We start from the raw sequence: 19787 nt of genomic DNA, 5'->3' as shown, positions 1-19787 counted from the left end.
TCCTATTTGATGTCGGAGGCGACCTGCACCTTCACCATCTTGTCGGGGTCGGTCACGGCACCGCCGGCGGAGCCGGGCGGAGCCTTCTTCAGCTTGTCGACGACGTCCATGCCCTGCACGACCTCGCCGATCACGGTGTACTGGCCATCGAGGCTGCCGCCGTCGGCGAACATGATGAAGAACTGCGAGTTGGCGCTGTCGACGCTGTCGCCGCGCCGGGCCATGCCGACGATGCCGCGGGCAAAATGCACCTTGGAGAATTCCTGCTTCAGGTTCGGATATTTCGAGCCGCCGGTGCCGTTGAAATTCTGGCCGTCGCCGGTCTGCGCCATGAAGCCGTCCATGACGCGGTGGAACGGCACGTTGTTGTAGTAGCCCTCGCGCGCGAGCTGCTTGATGCGCTCGGCATGCTGAGGTGCGATATCGGTACGCAGCTTGATGACGATGCGGCCCTTGGTGCTGTCGATGACGATAGCGTTGGCCTTGTCGAGGTTGGCCGGCAATTGCTGCGCCACCGCCGGCACCGCGAACAGAAGCGCGGCAAGGACTGCGAGAATTCGGATCATGACAACTCCGGATCAGAGGGAAGAGGACGCGCGCCGTTAGCCGGCGAATTTTGCCTTGAGCTGGGCCGCGACAATCGGCGGCACGAAGGTCGAAACGTCCCCGCCCATGCCGGCGATCTGCCGCACCAAAGTGGCGGTGATCGGGCGGACCATCGGCGAGGCCGGCAGGAAGACCGTGTGCACCTCCGGCGCCATCGCCTCGTTCATGCCGGCGAGCTGCATCTCGTAGTCGAGGTCGCTGCCGTCCCGCAGACCCCGAATCATGATGGTCGCGCCGTGCTTGCGCGCCGACGTCACCGACAGATCGTCAAACGTCACGGCTTCGAGCACGCAGCCGGCCTTGGCCGCCACCGGCCCGCAGACATCATGGAGCATCTTCAGCCGCTCCTCGGTCGAGAACAGCGGCTTCTTGCCGGGATGGACCCCGATCGCGACCACGAGCTTGTCGCACAGCGACACGCTGTGCCGGACCACGTCCAGGTGGCCGTTGGTGATGGGGTCGAAGGAACCGGGATAGAAGGCGATACGCGGCATGCCCCCTCCTACCGCGCCCGGCCCGGCCCGGCAAGCCGGGCCGGTTCCCCGGCCGTTTCCGGCACTATCCCGCCGCCGTGTCGGGAATGGCCGGTTTGTTTCGTCCTGAGCGCTGGCACGAAACAATTGGGGGTGGAGACGAAACCATTTCCCGCGCCGGCGAAGACGTCCGGAAACTGGCCATGGTTACTAATCCGGCCAACGAATGAGGGGCCGCACACTGGGCGTAGGCGGCCGCATCACAGGGGATTGTCAATGATCAAGACTCTTTCAGCGATCGCACTCTCTGCGTGTGTTGCCGCAGCCCTCACGCTCCTGCCCGGCTTTGCCCCGGCGGTCGAAGCCAGCGTGCCGCAGCCGCTGGCCAAGAGCGACCGGCTCGATATCCGTGCCATCGGCAAGGACTGCTCGCAGCAGGCCTGGCCCAATTTCGAGGCCTCGTGCCTGCGCAAGGCCGGCACGAAGACGAATGTCCGCGAGGCGCGCCTCGTGACCGCCAATCGGACCCCGTAGTCGGGTCTGTCAAGCCCGCAAATGGTGAGTGCCGAACAGCGAATGGAGCAGCAAGTTTTAGTCGCTACTCCCTATTCGCCATTCGCCCCGTTCCCGCTCTCCGCCTCTTCCGTGATGTGCTCGACCGACACCACGTGCTCGTCCTCGGCGGTATCGAACACGATGACACCTTGCGTCGAGCGGCCGGCGATGCGGATGCCTTCGACCGGGCAGCGGATCAGCTGGCCCTTGTCGGTGACCAGCATGATCTGATCGGCGTCTTCCACCGGGAATGAGGCGACCAGGTTGCCGTTGCGGTTGTTGACGCTCATGGCGACGATGCCTTTGCCGCCGCGTCCCGTGGTGCGGTATTCGTAGGACGAGGTCCGCTTGCCGTAGCCGTTGACCGACACGGTGAGCACGACCTGCTCCTGGGCCGACATCTCGGCGTAGCGTTCCTGGGCGAGCTGGAAGCTGCCGGACGTCTCCTCGGCCTCGGCATCCACGGCGGCCTCTTCAGCCCCGGCTTCGCCCGCGACCGCGCGGCGCATCTTCAAATAGGCCGAGCGCTCGTCCGAGGTGGTCTCGACGTGGCGCAGGATCGCCAGCGAAATCACCTTGTCGGAATTGGCGAGCGCGATGCCGCGCACGCCCATCGAGGTGCGCCCGGTGAACACACGCACGTCGGTGACGGGGAAGCGGATGCACTGGCCGCCGGCGGCGGTCAGCAGCACGTCGTCGCGCTCGGTGCAGATCTGCACGTCGACGATCGCCTCGTTGTCGTCGAGCTTCATCGCGATGATGCCGGAGCGGCGGACGTCGACGAAGTCCGACAGCTTGTTGCGCCGGACGTTGCCGCCTGTCGTGGCGAACATCACGTCGAGGTTGCCCCAGGTCGATTCGTCCTCCGGCAACGGCATGATGGTGGTGATGCGCTCACCCTGCTCCAGCGGCAGGATGTTGATCAGCGCCTTGCCGCGCCCGTTCGGCGCGGCCACCGGCAGACGCCAGACCTTCTCCTTGTAGACCTGGCCGCGCGAGGAGAAGAACAGCACGGGCGTGTGCGTGGAGGCCACGAACAGGCGGCTGACGAAATCCTCGTCGCGGGTCTGCATGCCGGAGCGGCCCTTGCCGCCGCGGCGCTGGGCGCGGTAGGCCGACAGCGGCACGCGCTTGACGTAACCCGCGTGCGAGACGGTGACGACCATGTCCTCGCGCTGGATCAGGTCCTCATCCTCGACCTCGCCCTCCTGCTCGATGATGACGGTACGGCGCGGCGTGGCGAACTCGGCCTTCACTTCGGCGAGCTCGGTCTTGATGATGCCGAGCACGCGTTCGCGCGAGCGCAGGATGTCGAGATAGTCGGCGATCTCGCCGGCGAGCTTGTCGAGCTCCTCGCGGATTTCGTCACGGCCGAGTGCGGTGAGGCGCTGCAGGCGCAGGTCGAGAATGGCCCTCGCCTGTTCCATCGACAGCCGGATCGTGCCATCCGCGCTGATGCGATGGCGCGGATCGTCGATCAGCGTCAGCATGTCCTCGACGTCCCGGGCCGGCCAGTCGCGCGACATCAGGGTGTCGCGCGCAGCGGTCGGGTCGGGCGAGGTCCGGATCACGCGGATCATCTCGTCGATATTGGCCACCGCGATCGCGAGACCAACGAGGATATGGGCGCGGTCACGCGCCTTGGCCAGCAGGTACTTGGTGCGCCGCGTGACGACCCGCTCGCGGAAGTCGACGAAGATGGCCAGCAGGTCCTTCAGATGCATGATCCGCGGACGGCCGCTGTCGAGCGCCACCATGTTGACGCCGAAGCTGGTCTGCAGCGGCGTGAATCTGTAGAGCTGGTTCAGCACCACATCCGGCACGGCGTCGCGCTTCAACTCGATGACGACGCGGTAGCCTTCGCGATCCGATTCATCGCGCAGGTCGCCGATACCCTCGATCTTCTTTTCCTTGACCAGCTCGGCGATGCGCTCGACCATCGTCGCCTTGTTCACCTGGTAGGGAATCTCGGTGATGATGATCGCCTCGCGCTCCTTGCGGATGGTCTCGATCGCGACCTTGCCGCGCATCACGATCGAGCCGCGGCCGAGGTGATAGGCAGAGCGGATGCCCTGCCGTCCGAGAATGACGCCGCCGGTCGGGAAATCCGGTCCCGGCACGATGTTGATGAGCTCGTCGATGGTGAGCGCGGGGTTGTCGATCAGCGCGACGCAGGCGTCGATGACCTCGCCGAGATTGTGCGGCGGGATGTTGGTCGCCATGCCGACCGCGATGCCGCCCGCACCGTTGACGAGAAGGTTCGGGAACTTGGCCGGCAAGACCGACGGTTCGGTCTCGTTGTTGTCGTAGTTGGGCTGGAAGTCGACGGTGTCCTTGTCGATGTCGGCCAACAGGGCCAACGCCGCCTTCGTCAGGCGCGCTTCGGTGTAACGATAGGCAGCCGGGGGATCGCCGTCGACCGAGCCGAAATTGCCCTGGCCGTCGATCAGCGGCACGCGCATCGAGAAGTCCTGCGCCATCCGGACCATGGCGTCGTAGATCGACTGATCGCCGTGTGGATGATACTTACCGATGACGTCACCGACCACGCGGGCGGATTTGACGTATTTCTTGTCGGGCGTGTGCCCCTGCTCGTTCATCGAGAACAGGATACGGCGGTGCACCGGCTTCAGACCGTCGCGGGCATCGGGCAGCGCCCGCGCCACGATCACGCTCATGGCGTAGTCGAGATAGGACTTCTTCATCTCCTCGAAGATGGAGACAGGGCGAATGTCCGAGGGTTGCGCCGGCTGGTCGCCGGGCTTGTTGTCGTCGTCAGCCAAGGGGGAATCCGGTGAGTTTTTGTCTGGGAATCATATAGCGCATCGGGGGGCGGATAACCACCCTCGCAGGGGTTCGCGAAAGCGCTTTTTCCCTTCGTTTTTTCATGCACTTACAGGGTAAGCCGGAAGCAGTTTCCGCGCTCCGGCAGCCCCGCGCCGGGGGCGCCGGTTCTGGCCGCCGCTACGACCCGAAAATCACCGTATGCATGATCCGTCCGGGCATGAACGTGAACAGCCCGGCAACTACGAGTGCGCCGAAGAAGATCGAGATCATCGTGATCCTGTGGCGGCGGACATTGTGGGTTCGCGCAGCCATCACACCGAGCACCAGCGTCGCCAGCGTGAAGATCGATAGCAGATGGATCGGACTCCACGGCCCGACCAGACGAATCTCGTGGATCCAGAACGAGCTGAGCGCCACGACAAGCATTAGTGCTACCCAAAGCCAGCCCAGAGCCCGATGTGGCAGCCTTCCCTTGGGAGCGACGAGTTGGATCGCCCCGAGGAAGAACGCAGCCATGGCGGCGAAGGCATGCAGCGGGATCGGCGGAGCGGCATCAAGCAGCTGTGCGAGGCTCAAGGGGCGCGTTCTCCGGATTGGCCGAAGCCGGGCAGGCAACTAGAAGTTCTGCTCCAGTCCGAGCGGCCAACGGGTCAGCTGCCCCGACATTCCCGCCGACCATGAATTCATGGATCTCGTCTTGGTTCGGATCCTCGAAAGCCGGATCCGCCGTTTCCTGTCCCGGACCGAACCGTCTCCTCCCCAGCGTTAGAACGGGATATCGTCGTCCATGTCGCTGTTGCGGCCGCCGCCGCCGGCGGCAACGGGACGGCGCGGCGCGCTGCTGACCGGGCCGGAGGAGCCGAAATCGCCGCCCGGCTCGTCACCGAAGCTGCCGCCTCCGCCGCCGCCACTGCGGCCATCGAGCATCGTCAGGGTCGAGTTGAAGCCCTGGAGCACAACCTCGGTGGAATATTTCTCGACGCCGCTCTGGTCGGTCCATTTGCGGGTCTGGAGCGCCCCCTCGATGTAAACCTTCGCGCCCTTCTTCAGATATTGCTCGGCGACCTTGCAGAGCCCTTCGTTGAAGATCACGACGCGATGCCATTCAGTCTTCTCCTTGCGCTCGCCAGTATTCTTGTCGCGCCAGGTTTCCGATGTCGCGATGCTCAAATTCGCAATCGGCCGCCCGTCCTGGGTGCGGCGGATTTCAGGATCCTTGCCGAGATTTCCAACCAGAATGACCTTGTTGACGCTTCCCGCCATCGCCGCTCTCCACTCCGAATGCCACTGATTTCAAAGGCCGAGCGCGCTGCCTGCGTTCCTCTGCGCCCTGTTGGGGCGACCCTATACGCTTGCGGGCGCCGCTCAGCCCATCACCCCCAAGGTTATCCCCACATATAGCATCGACCTCCGCAACGTTCCAGATTTGTTCTTCCTGCCGGTGCACCGAAAACAGATCGTGCCAACTCAGCGCGCCGGCGCCTAAGATTGTTCCGCCGAAGGGAACCCTGCGGGGCTGGACGGTGGGCCTCGAGTACGACCACATTTTCCTCCGCAACCGCACCATGACTTTCACCGGCTCCGGCAACCTTCCGGCGGCCCGCTTGGCGCTGTTACACGCTCCGAGCGTATCAGTCAGGACGCCGATATCGCCCTGATCCGGGGTGAACTACCGCTGGGGCGGTCCGCTGATCGCAAAATACTGATATCCATCTGATATTGTTCGATGATTGAAGGCCGGCCTCGCGCCGGCCTTTGTCGTTTGGCGGTAGGGTTTATCGACGCAATGAGTCAGTAACCATCACCTTTTCGACCCCTGTGGCTTTTCGGAGACACAACTTGCAGCTTCAGTGGTGTAAGCACTGCCTCAGTTGGGCCGTTGAGTCCGATGCCCTTCCGTCAAGGAAGGCAACAACAGAAACTGGGACTGGGATTAAGTTGAAAATGAAAAAGGCTTTGTTGGCTTCGGCCTGTTTGTTCGCTCTGGCGGCCCCCGCTTCGGCTGCTGATCTCGCGGCTCGCCCCTACACCAAGGCGCCGGTCGCGCCGATGGCTTCGGTCTACAACTGGACCGGCTTCTACCTCGGTGTCGTCGGTGGCGGCGCTTGGCAGGACGCTTCCGACATCAAGATGAAGGGCGGCTTCGTCGGCGGCACCGCCGGCTACAACTGGCAGACCGGCAACGTCGTGTTCGGCATCGAGGCCGATGGCGCCTGGGCTGACGTCAGCGACTCCATTACTGGTACGGTTTTCGTCGCCGGCGTCGGCGGCGTTCCCGCCTCGCTGACCTCGAAGATCGACGCCATGGGCACCGTGCGCGGCCGCATCGGCTGGGCCGTCAACAACGTGCTGTTCTACGGCACCGGTGGTTACGCCTGGGTCGACAACAAGCTCACCGCCACCCTGGGTGCCCTCTCGGTCTCCGAGAGCAAGTTCCACTCCGGCTGGACCGTCGGTGCAGGCGTCGAGGCGTTCTTCGCGCCGCAGTGGTCGGTCAAGGGCGAGTATCTCTATCGCAGCCTCGACGGCGAGAGCTACTTCTCGGGCGCCATCGCCACCAACACGCTTGAGATGCACACCGTGCAGGTCGGCGTGAACTATCACTTCGGCGCCCCGGTCGTCGCGAAGTACTAAGCCTCGCTCCAACGCTATTGCGTTACGAAAGGCCGGCCTTGCGCCGGCCTTTTTGTTTTGGCGGAGACGCCGGTTCAGTTCCTCGCCGACCTGCTGCCAGATGCCGCCAGCGCGCCAACATTCCGTTGACGATTCGCAACTCCCTCTGGAAATCCGTCTCCGTTCTTCCTACGTTCGCTGCCAACCCCATCGGCGCCGATCCGGTTCCGGACGAAGCGCGGCTCTCTTGCTGGCGCGGTCGCGCACCCATGGGATTGCTTGAGGGCAACTCGGATGGATGAAGTGATCAAGGCGAAGCGCCAACAACAGAACGCGGGCTCGAGCCTGCGCGCAATTACGATCCGCGGCGCGCGCGAGCACAACCTCAAGAACATCGACGTCGAGATTCCCCGCGACAAGCTGGTGGTGTTTACCGGCCTGTCCGGCTCCGGCAAATCCTCGCTCGCTTTCGACACCATCTACGCCGAGGGCCAGCGCCGCTACGTCGAATCGCTGTCGGCCTATGCGCGCCAGTTCCTGGAGATGATGCAGAAGCCCGACGTCGACCAGATCGACGGCCTGTCGCCCGCGATCTCGATCGAGCAGAAGACCACCTCGAAGAACCCGCGCTCGACCGTCGGCACCGTCACCGAGATCTACGACTATATGCGCCTGCTGTGGGCGCGCGTCGGCGTGCCCTATTCGCCGGCCACGGGCCTGCCGATCGAAAGCCAGACCGTCTCGCAGATGGTCGACCGCGTGCTGGCGCTGCCCGAGGGCACGCGGCTCTATCTTCTCGCGCCCGTCGTGCGCGGCCGCAAGGGCGAGTACCGCAAGGAGCTCGTCGAATGGCTCAAGAAGGGCTTTCAGCGCGTCAAGATCGACGGCACCTTCCATGAGCTCGCTGAAGCGCCGACCCTGGACAAGAAATTCCCGCACGACATCGACGTGGTCGTCGACCGGATCGTGGTGCGCGCCGACATCGGCCAACGCCTCGCCGAGAGCTTCGAGACCGCGCTGAAGCTCGCCGAAGGCCTCGCCGTCGTCGAGTTCGCCGACGCGCCAGCGGCAGCTCCCACCGAAGAGAAGAAGAAGACCGCCAAGATCCACGACAAGAGCGGACCCGAGCGCATGCTGTTCTCGGAAAAGTTCGCCTGCCCGGTCTCCGGCTTCACCATTCCCGAGGTCGAGCCCAGACTGTTTTCCTTCAACAACCCCTATGGCGCCTGTCCTGCCTGCGGCGGCCTCGGCGTCGAGCAGCATGTCGACGAGGACCTCGTCATCCCCGACAAGGAGCTCGCCATCGGCAAGGGCGCGATCGCGCCCTGGGCCAAATCGTCCTCACCTTATTACGTGCAGACGCTGACCGCGCTCGGCAAGCACTACAAGTTCACCCTGACCACCAAGTGGAAGGACCTGCCCAAGAAGACGAAAGACGCCATCCTGCATGGCTCCGGCGAGGACGAGATCAAGTTCTCCTACGAGGACGGGGTGCGCTCCTACGACACCAAGAAGCCGTTCGAGGGCGTCATCACCAACATCAACCGCCGCTACCGCGAGACCGAGAGCGAGTGGGCCCGCGAGGAGCTGGCGAAATATTTTCACGACGTCCCCTGCGAGGGCTGCAAGGGTTTTCGGCTCAAGCCCGAGGCGCTCTGCGTCAAGGTCGGCGGCAAGCATATCGGCGAGATCTCGGAGCTGTCGGTCAGGAAGGCCGGCGAATGGTTCGAGACCGTGCCCGCCGCGCTCAACGCGCAGCAGAACGAGATCGCCGGCCGCATTCTGAAAGAGATCCGCGAACGGCTCACCTTCCTGCTCGACGTCGGCCTCAACTACCTCACCTTGTCACGCTCCTCCGGCACGCTGTCCGGCGGCGAGAGCCAGCGCATCCGCCTCGCCTCGCAGATCGGCTCGGGCCTGACCGGCGTGCTCTACGTGCTGGACGAGCCCTCGATCGGCCTGCACCAGCGCGACAACGCCCGCCTGCTCGACACGCTGAAGCGGCTGCGTGACCTCGGCAACACCGTGGTCGTGGTCGAGCACGACGAGGACGCCATCCGCTTGGCCGATTACGTGCTCGACATCGGCCCCGGCGCCGGCATGCATGGCGGCCACATCGTCGCCGAAGGCACGCCCGCCGAGATCATGCGCAACCCGAAATCGCTGACCGGCAAGTACCTGACCGGCGAGCTCGAGGTCGAGGTGCCGGAGCGGCGTCCGCCGAACCATCGCCGCACCATCAAGGTGGTCAACGCGCGCGGCAATAACCTCAAGAACGTCACGGCGGAAATTCCGCTCGGCCTGTTCACCTGCGTCACCGGCGTCTCCGGCGGCGGCAAGTCGACATTGCTGATCGACACGCTGTACCGCGCCATCGCCCGCAAGCTGAACAATGCCAGCGAAGGCGCCGCCCCGCACGACCGCATCGAGGGCCTCGAGCACATCGACAAGATCATCGACATCGACCAGTCGCCGATCGGCCGCACCCCGCGCTCGAACCCGGCGACCTATACCGGCGCCTTCACCCCGATCCGCGAATGGTTCGCCGGCCTGCCCGAGTCCAAGGCGCGCGGCTACGAGCCCGGCCGCTTCTCGTTCAACGTCAAGGGCGGCCGCTGCGAGGCCTGCCAGGGCGACGGCGTCATCAAGATCGAGATGCACTTCCTGCCCGACGTTTACGTCACCTGCGACGTCTGCAAGGGCAAGCGCTACAACCGCGAGACGCTGGAGGTGCTGTTCAAGGGCAAGTCCATCGCCGACGTGCTCGATATGACGGTCGAGGAAGCCGCCGAGTTCTTCAAGGCGGTGCCGCGCGTCCGCGAAACCTTCCAGACCCTGCACCGCGTCGGACTCGACTACATCCACGTGGGACAACAGGCGACAACGCTGTCGGGTGGTGAAGCGCAACGCGTCAAGCTCGCCAAGGAGCTGTCCAAGCGCGCCACCGGCCGCACGCTCTACATCCTGGACGAGCCCACCACCGGCCTGCACTTCCACGACGTCAAGAAGCTGCTGGAGGTACTGCACGAGCTGGTCGCGCAGGGCAACACCGTCGTCGTCATCGAGCACAATCTCGAAGTCATCAAGACCGCCGACTGGGTCATCGACCTCGGCCCCGAAGGCGGCGACGGCGGCGGCGAGATCGTCGCCTGGGGGCCGCCGGAGGACATCGCCAAGGCGCCGCGGAGCTATACGGGGAAGTTCTTGGCTCCCGTGTTGGAGAAGGCGCGGAAGCCGAAGCGGAGGCGCGCGGCGAGCGAGGCGGCGGAGTGAGCTACGAGCTATAGGCCCTATAATCGAAGCAGCCACGAAACTTGGTCGCGCCATTTGATTGGAAAAACGACCGACAGCGGATGCTCCTCCGAACTCGACATCTTCTTGGCAGCGTCGGCGAGGATCGCGACATAGATCTTCGCATTTGCGGCATCATCCGCCAGGGGTGGTCGGCATGTTCCAGAATGACTTGACCGCTTGGCAACCAGGATAGGTCACCGAGACAGCTTCAAGGGCCTCCCAATTGTCGCCAAAGTAATTTGGGAACTTCAACTTTGCCGCAATCGAGGCAAGCAGCCCTGCTTTACTGGCGATGCCTGCCGGGATTTCGACGCGAATGATCAAGTGATTTGATGCATCCTCGTACCCAAAAATGAAGGGCGAGTGTTCTTTCATTGTCTCATCCGGGCGAGATCGATGCCAAAAATTCCGGCGGTACGCGGCCCGTCAGCCACACGCCGTTGTCCGCACGGTAGAACTTGTATCCTCCAATATGCATGCCGCCCGCATTGACCCTGAAAATGTGTGGCAAGCCGTGGCGCTGACCGACGCGCTCGGCCGTGGCTTCGTCGGACGACAGATGAACGTGTTGGCGCGCCTGCGGCTTCAGGCCCTCGGACAGGATCGCTTCGACAAACCGTGTCGCCGTCCCGTGATAGAGAATTGAGGGAGGCTCGCGCGGCGGGAGGCCAAGCTCCACTGGGACGGAGTGGCCTTGCGCGGCGCGAATGCTGAGTCCGTCGGCGGAGAGCGAGAACCTCTTCTTGTCGCTGCTTGCGACAACGCCGAGCAGATCGGCGCGCGCAAACTTGGTCCCGGACGCGTTGGCCTTTTCGACCAGCTCGTCGATGTTGGCCCAGCCCTCCGGGCCGAGCGTCAGGCCGATCTCATCGGGCTTATGCCGCAGCACAAAGCTCAGAAATCTGCTGAGGTGTATCTGATCGACCGCCATCTTTGCATTCCTGTTTCGCTCTTGTACATCCAGCCACGAATTGCGACCAGACCTTCAGGAACGCATGCCCTACGCCCTCGCCATCTTCGACCTCGACGGCACGCTCGCCGACAGCTTCCCCTGGTTCCTGCGCACCATCAACGATGTCGCCGATCGCTTCGGCTTTCGCCGTGTCGCCGATGAGGACGTCGAGGGGCTGCGGCATGCCTCGACGCGGGAGATTCTTGCCCGGCTCGAAGTCCCCTTGTGGAAGCTGCCGGCGATCGCGCGGCATGCGCGGCGGCTGAAGGCGGAGGCGGCCAGCGAGATTCCGTTGTTCGCGGGTGTCGAGGCGATGCTGCGGACGCTGGCCGAGAACGGCGTGCAGCTGGCGCTGGTGACGTCCGACAGCGAAGCCAATGCGCGCGAGAAGCTCGGGGATGCCGGGGCGCTGTTCGCGCATTTCGACTGCGCGGCCTCGCTGTTCGGCAAGCCGGCGAAATTCCGCCGGATCATTCGCCGCGCTGGCGTGAAGCCAGACCAAGTCATCGCGATCGGCGACGAGGTCCGCGACATCGAGGCGGCGCGGGCCATCGGCATTGTCTGCGGCGCGGTGTGCTGGGGCTATGCGGCGCCACTGGCGCTGCGGGCGCTCGGCCCGGACCATGTGTTCGAGCGGATGGATGAGATTGCATGGACGCTCTGCCCCGGTGCCGTAGCCCGGATGAGCGAAGCGACATCCGGGAACGTCAGTGGATGAGGATGGCCCTGTCCCGCATGTCGCTCCGCTCATGCGGGCTACGACCGCCCTACTCCGTCCTGCGCAAGAACAACCCGAACGCCCTTGGGCCGTCGCCGGTCTTGATCTCGCCGATCACCTTCAGCTCGGCCGCGTCGATGATATGAAGCGTGTTGCTCTCCCAGCAGGCGACGATGACGCGCTTGCCGTCGGCGGTGGCGGCGATACCTTCGGGATACTCGCCGACATTGATGCGCTTGATCGGCTTCAACGTCGCAACATCGAACACGCTGACGGTGCCGCCATATTGGTCGGTCACGAAGCCGCGGCCTTGCGTCAGCGCCACGGCGTAGGGGCGCATGCCGACCGGCACGCGGCCGATCTCACGCCCTTCCGCGATGTCGATCACAGAGACGTCGTCGGAGCCGACATTGGCGGTGTAGGCGCGCTTGCCCTCGGTATCGATGGTGACCCCGAACGGACGGGTGCCGACCTTGATGGTCGTCTTGCGCTGGCGCGTCGCGGTGTCGACGACCGAGACGCTGTCGTCGTCGCGATCCGCCGAGAGCAGCAGCTTGCCGTCCGGCGTCACCGCCAGCCCCGACGGCGAGGCGCCGACCGCGATGCTGGCCGTGACGCTGCGCGAGCCCGCATCGATCACCCGCACCGCCGCGGCATACCAGTCGGCGACATAGACGGTCTTGCCGTCGGGCGCCACGGCGATGCCGAGCGGGCCGCCGCCGATCTCAACGCGGCCCGCCACCTGCCGCGTCGCCGCGTCCACCACCGTCACCGCCTTGGCATCGGGACTCGTGAGATAGGCAAAGCGCCCGTCCGCGCTGACGGCCACACCGGCCGGCTTGCCGCCGATGGGAATGGTTGCCACCGCGCGCGCCGTCGTGAGATCGACGATCATCAGATCGTCGCTGAGCTGGTTGGTGACGAAGGCTTCTTCGGCAGACGCGCTGCCGAAGCCCGGGCCAAGAGCAGCACAACAAAGGCCGGCGGCGAGCGCCGCCAGGAGCAGCGCCCGCAGGGCCAATGCCCGCACGATCAGCTACCGCTCTCGATCTTCTTCTTCAGCGCCTCGAGACCGGCCTTGTAGAGCCCGCTCACCGCGGTCTTGGCCGCCTCGTCGCTCAGCTCCGGCGGCGGATCGTTGTTGGGAAAGCCGCGGTAGAACGCGCCGGCCCATTCCAGCTTCGACTTGCCGTCGGGAGCCGGCGACACCGTCAGGGTCGAGGAATAATTGGTCACCGGCAGCACCTTCACGTCCACCTTCGTGATCCGGTACGAATAGCTCATCATGTCGGGCTCGTATTTGTAGAGCTCCTCGTCGACGGTCGCTCCGCCTGTCAGCGTCAGCTGCCGCGTCGCGCCGACCTCGTTGCCCTTCTCGCCCGTGGTCTTGGTAACAGGCGGCAGCCAGCTCATGTCCTGAAAGTTGCGGATCGCCGCCCAGACCTTGTCCTGCGGCGCATTGATCTCGATGGATTCGCGCACTTTCTGCCGGGTCGGCCCGTGGGCCCAGGCTGGTGAAAAAGCCGGCGCAAAAGCTGCCGTCAAAACCGCCGCCCCTGCGGCAGTCAGCACCGCCGCCACGGCCGTGCGCCGTCCAATCGTCACCCTCATCTCGTTTCCTCATACGTCCAGTTGATCGTGCGCGACTTTGGGCGCGCTGCGATCATCCTAGCGCATTTTGGGGCCGAGGGGAGACCGGTTCGTGGCGCCGTTGCGGCCGACGCCCGGCACGCCCCACAACCTGTTGCGCCGCCCGATGGGCGAAACACCCACAGGAAGGTCAACGCCGGTGCGGCAAAACATTTCTCTTTATCAGAACTTCGGATTATCGTATAGAAAGCCATCCCACCCCGGCCGAGGGGCGTATCGCGATCGTCACGACATGCGGGATGGGACGTGGTGGACGCAGGCTGCGTTGCCGCGGCGGTGGTTGCAGGGCGGGTCACACCGTGAGCAACTGCCTGCGCGGACACGACCGGTGCAGCGTGCGTACGGCAAAATCGTGTGGTCCCGGCGCCCGGGGTCTGTGCGCCAAGTCTTGCGGTGATGCCGCGGCCCGACCGGGCAAGCGCATCAGCCACCGCAAGGCGACGGGGGCAATAGTGCAACGCTCCCCGAGGAGAGCACGACATAAGCCGTCAAACCACTGCGCAGGGAAGGCCGGATGTTTTGGCTTCACCTGTATGCCGCTGTGCAGCTTTTTTAAGCACACGCTTTCGCACAGTGGACCGCGGGTGCCAGCCGGCACCCGGCCTTCCCTGCGCCCTCGGCACTCTTGAGGGCGGCAACGGACTCAAAGCTCGGGCGGAATACGCCGCGAGAACGGGACGCCGCGCCTGCGATTAAGTTTCGAGCGGAAATATGAATTCGCTCTCGTGCCCCGGACGCAGCGCAGCGCCCTCCCGGCGATGCGAAGCGTCGTCCGGTGCGATGCGCTGCAGAGCCGGGGCCCATGCAGCAGCGCGTTGCTCGGCCGCTGGGTCCCGGCTCTGCGCCGCAACGCATCCGCGTTGCAGCTTGTCCGGGACACCAACGTGGCGAGCCGATCAAGCCGCGTCGGCGGGCCTAACCCGTCGAGCGATCTCCGCGCCCTTCTCCCGCTCGACGACACCGATGTCGTAGTGCCCCTGCAAGTCCAACCAGAATTGAGGACTGTTGCCGAAATACCGACCAAGTCGCACCGCGGTGTCAGCCGAGATACCTCTGCGTCCATTCAGAATATCGGTGATCCGCCCCGAAGGAACGCCGATGTCGAGTGAAAGCCTGTTGGCGCTCAGCCCTCGCGCAACCAATTCGCGCTTGAGCAGCCGTCCGGGATGAACGAGTGGAGCCATGAATGTCAGCCCTTGTGATAATCGACGATTTCTACCTCGTAGGCATCGCCCTTGCTGAATTCGAAACAAATGCGCCAACGCTCGTTGACAGTCATGGCCCATTGTCCCCTGCGATCGCCCTGAACAACAATGGATGGCACATTCATTCCCCCAGCACCGCCTCAACGAACCCGCGCGGATCGTTGCAGAATTCGCGCATCACCCGGTAATGATCGGTCTCCTCCACCGTCACGGGCTCGAGGCCGTACTTGGTCAACCGCAACAACCGCGCGTTGGGATAGGCCATCAGCATCGGCGCATGGGTCGCCATGATGACCTGGCAGTTGCGGGAGGAATCCATGCGATGCAGCAGCTTGAGAAACTCCATCTGGCGCGCCGGCGACAGCGCCGATTCCGGTTCGTCGAAGATGAAAATGCCCTGCTTCTGGCATCGCTCCTCGAAGAAGCGCAGGAAACCCTCACCATGGGAGTAGGACAGGAAATCGGGCGGCCTGTCGGAAACCTCGTCGAGATATCTTGCGACCGAGAAGAAGGTCTCAGCGCGGAAGAACCAGCCGTTGGTGATCTTCGGCACCCAGCCGGCGCGAAGCGCGGCCGACAACTCGCCGCCCATGATCTCGCGCGCATTGGAATGATCGACCGGGCGATAACCCTTGCCGCCGCCAGCGTCGTCAAAACCTGCGAGCGATGCAATACCCTCCAGGATGGTCGACTTGCCGGTGCCGTTCTCGCCCACGACGATGGTGATCGCAGTGTCGAAGCTCAGGTCGAATTCCTCGCGGAAGATCGGCAGACAATACGGATATGCCTCCCAGTCCGGAACCAGCGCGCGGTCGAGCCAGACGCGCCGGAGATAAGGAGCAGGCAGCCTGATGTCGCGCTGTCGCCCTCGCATATTCACCACTCCCTGCCCTGTCCGAGAAACTCGCTATCCGTAGAACATATCAGGAACGGACATTCAGAAGAAGTGGCTTCAGCAGCCAATGACAAGTCCAGGCTGCGATCTAATCCAGCGCCTCCAGCACCAGCTCCATGGTCATCAGCACAGGATTGTCGCCGCGGACCAGGCGCCCCTCCGCCAGCCCGCCGGTATAGTCGACCAGCGCGACATCGAGCGCAGCTTCGAGCGCGCCGGAGGGCCCGGGCGCGACCAGCCCGGCCGTCACCGCCAGCTCGGTCGCAAACGGCTCGGTCACCCCGCCATGGGTGAAGCGCGCGCCGATGGTCGAGCCGACGCCGCCATGGATCTTCGCGCGCGCGATGCCGTGCGCACGGCAAAACTCTTCGAGACAGGCGGCAAAATCCTGGTTCGGCCGCAACCGCAGCGCAAACGCAGGGCGCGTCGTGCGTGCACCGCTGCGCTCAGCCACTACTGGCCCGAACAGCTTGAAGTGAGTCTCGGGATCTTGCTCCGCAGTGAACATCGCGCCGTCGATACCAAAGGCCTCGACCTCGAACGGTTCGGCGACGACAGTCTCGTCCGGCAGCATGTGGCCACCGCCGGCCTTGCCGTCCGCCTCCGTCCACAGCCCATGGCAGTGAAAGAACGGCGCCCCGTCGCGCGCACCCAGCGTCATGCTGCCGAGCGTCGTGCGCGTGACGCCGCCGGGCCGGAACGTGTCGCTGTAGAACGCGGCGTTCTCGCCGGTCTTCGACAGCGCCGGCATCACATAGGCGAACGGCCCGAGCGCGCCGCGCCGGAAGTTGAGCACGCCGCTCGTAAAGCCTTCGGCCGCAAAGCCGCGGCGCGCGGCCTCCAGCAGCGGCAGACCAGCTTGAAGCGTGAACGAGAAGGCGCGCCCCCTCGCCTCCACCCATTGGATGCGCTCCGGGACGGGTGCGCCAGGCTGCTTGATGTTCCGCATCGCCTGCGCTCAGCCTGCCTTCGTCTTGTCGAGATCGAGCAGGCCTCGTGCCTCGAGCTCGTCGCGCACCATGCGCTTCGGCACCTTGCCATAGCCGGATTTCGGCAGGGCGTTCCAGAAGAAGAACCGCTTCGGCATCTTGTAGCGCGGCACCTTCGGGCCGAGGAACGCCGCCATCTCGGCCTCGCTCACCGGCTTCTCACCCTCGCGGGCCACGCAGACGGCAACGCCGACCTCGCCCCAGGTCGCATCGGGCACGCCGAGCACGGCGACCTCGCCGACCGCCGGGTGCGTCAAAATCTTCTCCTCGATCTCGCGTGGATAGATGTTGGAGCCGCCGGAGATGTACATGTCGGAGGCGCGGCCCGTGATGTAGACGAAGCCTTCCTCGTCCATGTGGCCGAGATCGCCGGTGCGAAACCAGCCGTTGCGGAACGCCTTCGCATTGGCCTCGGGATTGTCGTAATAGCCGGCGAGCACCGCAGGCCCGATCACGCAGATCTCGCCGCTCTGGTTGGCCGCGAGCTCGCGGCCCTCGTCGTCCTGGATCGAGACCTGCATGGCCGTGCGCTCGAAGCCGCAGGTGCCGATCCTGGCGTGCGGACTATCCTCGGCGTCGTGCAGCGCCGCCGGCAGAACGGTGATGTTGCCGGTGACCTCGCCGAGGCCGAAATACTGCACGATGACCTTGCCGAGCTTCTTCAGCGCGGTCTTCTGGTCCTCCCGATACATCGGCGCGCCCGCATAGATCACGTGACGCAGCGAGGAATGATCGTATTTGTCGACGGCGGGATGCTCGACCATCATCTTGAGGATCGTCGGCACGGTGAAGAGATTGGCGACCCGGTGCTTCTCGATCAGGCGGAAAGCCTCGTTGATGTCGAACTTCTCGGTCGGCAACAGAACCGTGCAGACGCCGCGCGCGGTCTGCACCAGCTGATGCACGCCGGCGCCATGCGAGAGCGGCGCCACCACCAGCGATGCGTCGTTCTCGGTCACGCCGGGTGTCAGATCGGCGAGATGGTTGGTGACGACAAAACCCATCTGGCCATGGGTCAGCACCGCCGCCTTGGAGCGCCCGGTGGTGCCCGAGGTGAAGAAGAACCAGCAGGGATCGTCGTGCTCGACGGCAACGTTCTCGACCGCCGCTCCGGCTCGCGAGGCGATGGCCTCGGCAACCGAGGTCTCGCCGAACGCGCCCTTGCCGTCGACGCTCCAGGTGAACTCCAGCGCGCCGCCCTTCACGGCCGCGGCGTGCTCGGGAAAATCGACATGGCACAGAAAGGCCTTGGCGCCGGAAGCTTCCGCGAGATAGGTGACCTCGTCCGGCATCAGACGGAAATTGGTGGGCACCCAGACCGCGCCGAGCCGGAATGCAGCGAACATCGAGAGGAACATCTCGTCGCCATTCTTGGAATGGACCAGGATGCGGTCGCCCTTGGTAATGCCGCGCGCAGCGAGCGCAGCCGCCAGCGCCGAGACCTGCGCATCGATCTGCCGCCAGGTCCAGGATCTGTCACCCCAGACGAAGCCGGGACGCGCACCGTGCCGCCGCGCATTCTGCGTCAGCATGTAAGCGAGATTCATGACGCGGCGGGACATGCGCAGGGGCTGCATCGGGCTTCCTCTTCGAGGGCGGACGGCGCTCGAGCCCCCCGCTCATTGCGGCCCATTTATCGCCATCGCCCGCACCCCTGCAAGGCCGCCGGCCGCACACCTGCCCTACGGCTGCTTGAACGTGAACGGGCTCGCCGTGATGGCCTTCTGCTTGACGCAGGCCTGCGGGCCGAAGCCGCCGCAAAAGCTGCCATGCAGATCGAAGCGGATGCGCGCGGCCCCACGCGCCTTCCGCGGCGGCATGATCTTGTAGCTGCGGACATGGCCGTCGAACACCTTGCGCACGCTGCCGTCCGGCAGCGTCACCAGGATGTTCATGACGCAGCCGCCGGTTCCGCAATAAGTGGTCTCGCGGTCACCGCATTTGGTGTCGCTGAAATCGACGATGTAGTCGTCGCGGCCGTCGCCGGTGAGGTCGATCCGGCGCACCGTATCGGGCGCGAGGCTCACCTCGCCCCCGTCCTGGCTGGTGCATTCCTCATTGGCGTAGCGCAGCGCCTGCTGCACGCCGGGGGGATAGTCGGACGGATTGAACGGCCTTGCATCCTCGGCACGCGCGGCGGAGGCGATCAGGGCGAGCAGAAGCATCAGGTGGCGCATGCGCGTTGGTCGCTGGCATAGCCGCAATCGTTCAGGGAATTTTAAACATGATCGGCGCACCCTCGCTCAGTTCTCGCGTACAGAGTGCCGTATCATGGTCAAAGCGCCCGCTTTCCTCCTGTTGTCGCTGGCGCTGGCCGGATGTGCCTTGGGTCCTCAAGCGCACCTGGCGCACGATCCCGCGTTCAAGCCTGCCCGATATGCCTGGGATGGCGCCGGCGAGGATCCCAATCGGCCGGAGGCAGCCTCGCAACCGACACGCGCCGTGGCCAGCTCCGGGCGCAGCAGGTCGCAAGCCGGGCTTCAGCCGCCTTCGAAGGAATGGTGGCAGCAGCAGGACGGCAGCGAGGCCGAGCAGGATGCCCGGGTCAACCGCTCCCTGGTCATCTGCCAGGGATGCCTGCGCCCGCAGCAGCAGCCCGAAGACTCCAGGCTCGCCAAAGCCGCCGATTGAACGAACGGCTTCAGAGCGGAAACCCACCGGCCTGATCACGCGTTACGACGTCGTGCGCGGGCCAATGGCTGGAAGATCGACGACAGCGGAGGCGACATGAGCGACGTTATCGACAACAGGGCCGATCACCGCTTCGAGCTCGAGGTCGAAGGCCGTATCGCGGCCGAACATTACAAGCTCGACGGCGACGTCATCACGTTCGAGCACACCGACGTGCCGAAGGAGCTCGGCGGCAAGGGCGTCGGCTCGACGCTGGTGCAAGGCGCGCTCGATCAGGTCCGCGCGGCCGGATTGAAGCTGATCCCGCAATGCCCGTTCGTGAAAGCGTGGATCGAGAAGCACACCGACTATCAGGATCTCGTGGCGAGATAGGGAGACGGGCCCGCCGCCTGCAGCCGGCGGGCCTGCCGATATCTACG

The 19787-nt window shown here is 64.8% G+C and carries 21 protein-coding genes; 6 read left to right on the top strand and 15 right to left on the bottom strand.

Translation table 11 applies throughout. The features are described 5' to 3' along the window. Positions 1–2: 2 nt before the first annotated feature. Together AC066S_RS25215 and coaD are read right to left on the bottom strand one after the other, a co-directional pair. The gene (locus AC066S_RS25215; protein ID WP_478270895.1) at positions 3–566 is read right to left on the bottom strand and encodes a peptidylprolyl isomerase; all 564 of its coding nucleotides are present in this window, start codon (positions 564–566) and stop codon (positions 3–5) included. A gap of 36 nt (positions 567–602) precedes the next feature. Further along, a complete protein-coding gene (gene coaD, locus AC066S_RS25210; RefSeq protein WP_126257531.1) occupies positions 603–1100 on the bottom strand; it encodes a pantetheine-phosphate adenylyltransferase in 498 nt (165 codons plus the stop codon). Positions 1101–1355: 255 nt separating this feature from the next. On the opposite strand from coaD, the gene AC066S_RS25205 reads away from it, so the two are divergent. Beyond that, a complete protein-coding gene (locus tag AC066S_RS25205; protein WP_478270894.1) occupies positions 1356–1613 on the top strand; it encodes a hypothetical protein in 258 nt (85 codons plus the stop codon). Between the two features lie 71 nt (positions 1614–1684). Here the strand turns inward: AC066S_RS25205 and gyrA are convergent, their stop codons facing one another. The 3 genes from gyrA to AC066S_RS25190 all read right to left on the bottom strand — a co-directional run bounded on the left by gyrA (position 1685) and on the right by AC066S_RS25190 (position 5684). Further along, the gene (gene gyrA / locus AC066S_RS25200) at positions 1685–4417 is read right to left on the bottom strand and encodes a DNA gyrase subunit A (RefSeq protein WP_478270893.1); all 2733 of its coding nucleotides are present in this window, start codon (positions 4415–4417) and stop codon (positions 1685–1687) included. A gap of 181 nt (positions 4418–4598) precedes the next feature. Further along, positions 4599–4997: a DUF2306 domain-containing protein gene (locus tag AC066S_RS25195; protein WP_126257528.1), complete on the bottom strand. Its 399-nt coding sequence runs from the start codon at positions 4995–4997 to the stop codon at positions 4599–4601. Positions 4998–5186: 189 nt separating this feature from the next. After that, positions 5187–5684 carry a single-stranded DNA-binding protein gene (locus AC066S_RS25190; RefSeq protein ID WP_478270892.1) on the bottom strand — a complete coding sequence of 166 codons (498 nt, stop codon included), beginning with the start codon at positions 5682–5684 and terminating at the stop codon, positions 5187–5189. 681 nt (positions 5685–6365) lie between these two features. Between AC066S_RS25190 and AC066S_RS25185 the strand changes: the two genes are divergently transcribed. Both AC066S_RS25185 and uvrA read left to right on the top strand, forming a co-directional pair. After that, positions 6366–7055, top strand: coding sequence for an outer membrane protein (locus AC066S_RS25185; protein ID WP_478270891.1), 690 nt, complete (start codon positions 6366–6368; stop codon positions 7053–7055). A 273-nt stretch (positions 7056–7328) separates the two neighbouring features. Further along, entirely contained in the window at positions 7329–10307 is a 2979-nt protein-coding gene (gene uvrA, locus AC066S_RS25180) for an excinuclease ABC subunit UvrA (protein WP_478270890.1), read from the top strand. Positions 10308–10460: 153 nt separating this feature from the next. On the opposite strand, the gene AC066S_RS25175 is transcribed toward uvrA, so the two are convergent. Together AC066S_RS25175 and AC066S_RS25170 are read right to left on the bottom strand one after the other, a co-directional pair. Beyond that, on the bottom strand, positions 10461–10703 hold the full coding sequence (locus AC066S_RS25175) for a barstar family protein (protein ID WP_478270889.1): 243 nt from the start codon (positions 10701–10703) through the stop codon (positions 10461–10463). A gap of 4 nt (positions 10704–10707) precedes the next feature. Next, a complete protein-coding gene (locus AC066S_RS25170; RefSeq protein ID WP_126257522.1) occupies positions 10708–11259 on the bottom strand; it encodes an RNA 2'-phosphotransferase in 552 nt (183 codons plus the stop codon). A gap of 64 nt (positions 11260–11323) precedes the next feature. Between AC066S_RS25170 and AC066S_RS25165 the strand changes: the two genes are divergently transcribed. Beyond that, positions 11324–11998 (top strand): HAD family hydrolase, encoded by a 675-nt coding sequence (locus AC066S_RS25165; protein WP_478270888.1) that lies wholly within the window; start codon positions 11324–11326, stop codon positions 11996–11998. Positions 11999–12047: 49 nt separating this feature from the next. On the opposite strand, the gene AC066S_RS25160 is transcribed toward AC066S_RS25165, so the two are convergent. From AC066S_RS25160 to AC066S_RS25125, 8 genes are all read right to left on the bottom strand, one after another. After that, positions 12048–13013 (bottom strand): YVTN family beta-propeller repeat protein, encoded by a 966-nt coding sequence (locus AC066S_RS25160; RefSeq protein ID WP_478270936.1) that lies wholly within the window; start codon positions 13011–13013, stop codon positions 12048–12050. Between the two features lie 17 nt (positions 13014–13030). Next, positions 13031–13609, bottom strand: coding sequence for an SRPBCC family protein (locus AC066S_RS25155; protein ID WP_126257520.1), 579 nt, complete (start codon positions 13607–13609; stop codon positions 13031–13033). A 935-nt stretch (positions 13610–14544) separates the two neighbouring features. Further along, the gene (locus tag AC066S_RS25150; protein ID WP_478270887.1) at positions 14545–14832 is read right to left on the bottom strand and encodes a HigA family addiction module antitoxin; all 288 of its coding nucleotides are present in this window, start codon (positions 14830–14832) and stop codon (positions 14545–14547) included. A 5-nt stretch (positions 14833–14837) separates the two neighbouring features. Further along, on the bottom strand, positions 14838–14978 hold the full coding sequence (locus AC066S_RS25145) for a type II toxin-antitoxin system RelE/ParE family toxin (RefSeq protein WP_126257519.1): 141 nt from the start codon (positions 14976–14978) through the stop codon (positions 14838–14840). Then, positions 14975–15727: an AAA family ATPase gene (locus tag AC066S_RS25140; RefSeq protein ID WP_478270886.1), complete on the bottom strand. Its 753-nt coding sequence runs from the start codon at positions 15725–15727 to the stop codon at positions 14975–14977. The genes AC066S_RS25145 and AC066S_RS25140 overlap by 4 nt, the downstream gene beginning before the upstream one ends. A 109-nt stretch (positions 15728–15836) precedes the next feature. Beyond that, positions 15837–16697 (bottom strand): PCC domain-containing protein, encoded by an 861-nt coding sequence (locus tag AC066S_RS25135; protein ID WP_478270885.1) that lies wholly within the window; start codon positions 16695–16697, stop codon positions 15837–15839. 9 nt (positions 16698–16706) lie between these two features. Beyond that, complete coding sequence (locus AC066S_RS25130) at positions 16707–18314, bottom strand: acyl-CoA synthetase (protein ID WP_478270884.1); 1608 nt, start codon at positions 18312–18314, stop codon at positions 16707–16709. Positions 18315–18419: 105 nt separating this feature from the next. Next, on the bottom strand, positions 18420–18914 hold the full coding sequence (locus AC066S_RS25125) for a hypothetical protein (RefSeq protein WP_135170963.1): 495 nt from the start codon (positions 18912–18914) through the stop codon (positions 18420–18422). A 94-nt stretch (positions 18915–19008) separates the two neighbouring features. Between AC066S_RS25125 and AC066S_RS25120 the strand changes: the two genes are divergently transcribed. Together AC066S_RS25120 and AC066S_RS25115 are read left to right on the top strand one after the other, a co-directional pair. Next, positions 19009–19368 carry a hypothetical protein gene (locus AC066S_RS25120; RefSeq protein ID WP_478270883.1) on the top strand — a complete coding sequence of 120 codons (360 nt, stop codon included), beginning with the start codon at positions 19009–19011 and terminating at the stop codon, positions 19366–19368. A 96-nt stretch (positions 19369–19464) separates the two neighbouring features. Further along, positions 19465–19740, top strand: a complete 276-nt coding sequence (locus tag AC066S_RS25115; RefSeq protein ID WP_478270882.1) for a GNAT family N-acetyltransferase — start codon at positions 19465–19467, stop codon at positions 19738–19740. Positions 19741–19787: the final 47 nt, after the last annotated feature.

Source organism: Bradyrhizobium sp. CFUWI (genome assembly GCF_056429085.1).
This window is presented reverse-complemented; position numbering and strand designations above follow the sequence as displayed.

Excerpts from the sequence above, each read along its gene's own strand:
- AC066S_RS25215 (WP_478270895.1), bottom strand. The coding sequence starts at position 566 with ATGATCCGAATTCTCGCAGTCCTTGCCGCGCTTCTGTTCGCGGTGCCG.
- coaD (WP_126257531.1), bottom strand. The coding sequence starts at position 1,100 with ATGCCGCGTATCGCCTTCTATCCCGGTTCCTTCGACCCCATCACCAAC.
- AC066S_RS25205 (WP_478270894.1), top strand. The coding sequence starts at position 1,356 with ATGATCAAGACTCTTTCAGCGATCGCACTCTCTGCGTGTGTTGCCGCA.
- AC066S_RS25190 (WP_478270892.1), bottom strand. The coding sequence starts at position 5,684 with ATGGCGGGAAGCGTCAACAAGGTCATTCTGGTTGGAAATCTCGGCAAG.
- AC066S_RS25185 (WP_478270891.1), top strand. The coding sequence starts at position 6,366 with ATGAAAAAGGCTTTGTTGGCTTCGGCCTGTTTGTTCGCTCTGGCGGCC.
- uvrA (WP_478270890.1), top strand. The coding sequence starts at position 7,329 with ATGGATGAAGTGATCAAGGCGAAGCGCCAACAACAGAACGCGGGCTCG.
- AC066S_RS25175 (WP_478270889.1), bottom strand. The coding sequence starts at position 10,703 with ATGAAAGAACACTCGCCCTTCATTTTTGGGTACGAGGATGCATCAAAT.
- AC066S_RS25170 (WP_126257522.1), bottom strand. The coding sequence starts at position 11,259 with ATGGCGGTCGATCAGATACACCTCAGCAGATTTCTGAGCTTTGTGCTG.
- AC066S_RS25165 (WP_478270888.1), top strand. The coding sequence starts at position 11,324 with ATGCCCTACGCCCTCGCCATCTTCGACCTCGACGGCACGCTCGCCGAC.
- AC066S_RS25155 (WP_126257520.1), bottom strand. The coding sequence starts at position 13,609 with ATGAGGGTGACGATTGGACGGCGCACGGCCGTGGCGGCGGTGCTGACT.
- AC066S_RS25150 (WP_478270887.1), bottom strand. The coding sequence starts at position 14,832 with ATGGCTCCACTCGTTCATCCCGGACGGCTGCTCAAGCGCGAATTGGTT.
- AC066S_RS25145 (WP_126257519.1), bottom strand. The coding sequence starts at position 14,978 with ATGAATGTGCCATCCATTGTTGTTCAGGGCGATCGCAGGGGACAATGG.
- AC066S_RS25140 (WP_478270886.1), bottom strand. The coding sequence starts at position 15,727 with ATGCGAGGGCGACAGCGCGACATCAGGCTGCCTGCTCCTTATCTCCGG.
- AC066S_RS25135 (WP_478270885.1), bottom strand. The coding sequence starts at position 16,697 with ATGCGGAACATCAAGCAGCCTGGCGCACCCGTCCCGGAGCGCATCCAA.
- AC066S_RS25130 (WP_478270884.1), bottom strand. The coding sequence starts at position 18,314 with ATGCAGCCCCTGCGCATGTCCCGCCGCGTCATGAATCTCGCTTACATG.
- AC066S_RS25125 (WP_135170963.1), bottom strand. The coding sequence starts at position 18,914 with ATGCGCCACCTGATGCTTCTGCTCGCCCTGATCGCCTCCGCCGCGCGT.
- AC066S_RS25120 (WP_478270883.1), top strand. The coding sequence starts at position 19,009 with ATGGTCAAAGCGCCCGCTTTCCTCCTGTTGTCGCTGGCGCTGGCCGGA.
- AC066S_RS25115 (WP_478270882.1), top strand. The coding sequence starts at position 19,465 with ATGAGCGACGTTATCGACAACAGGGCCGATCACCGCTTCGAGCTCGAG.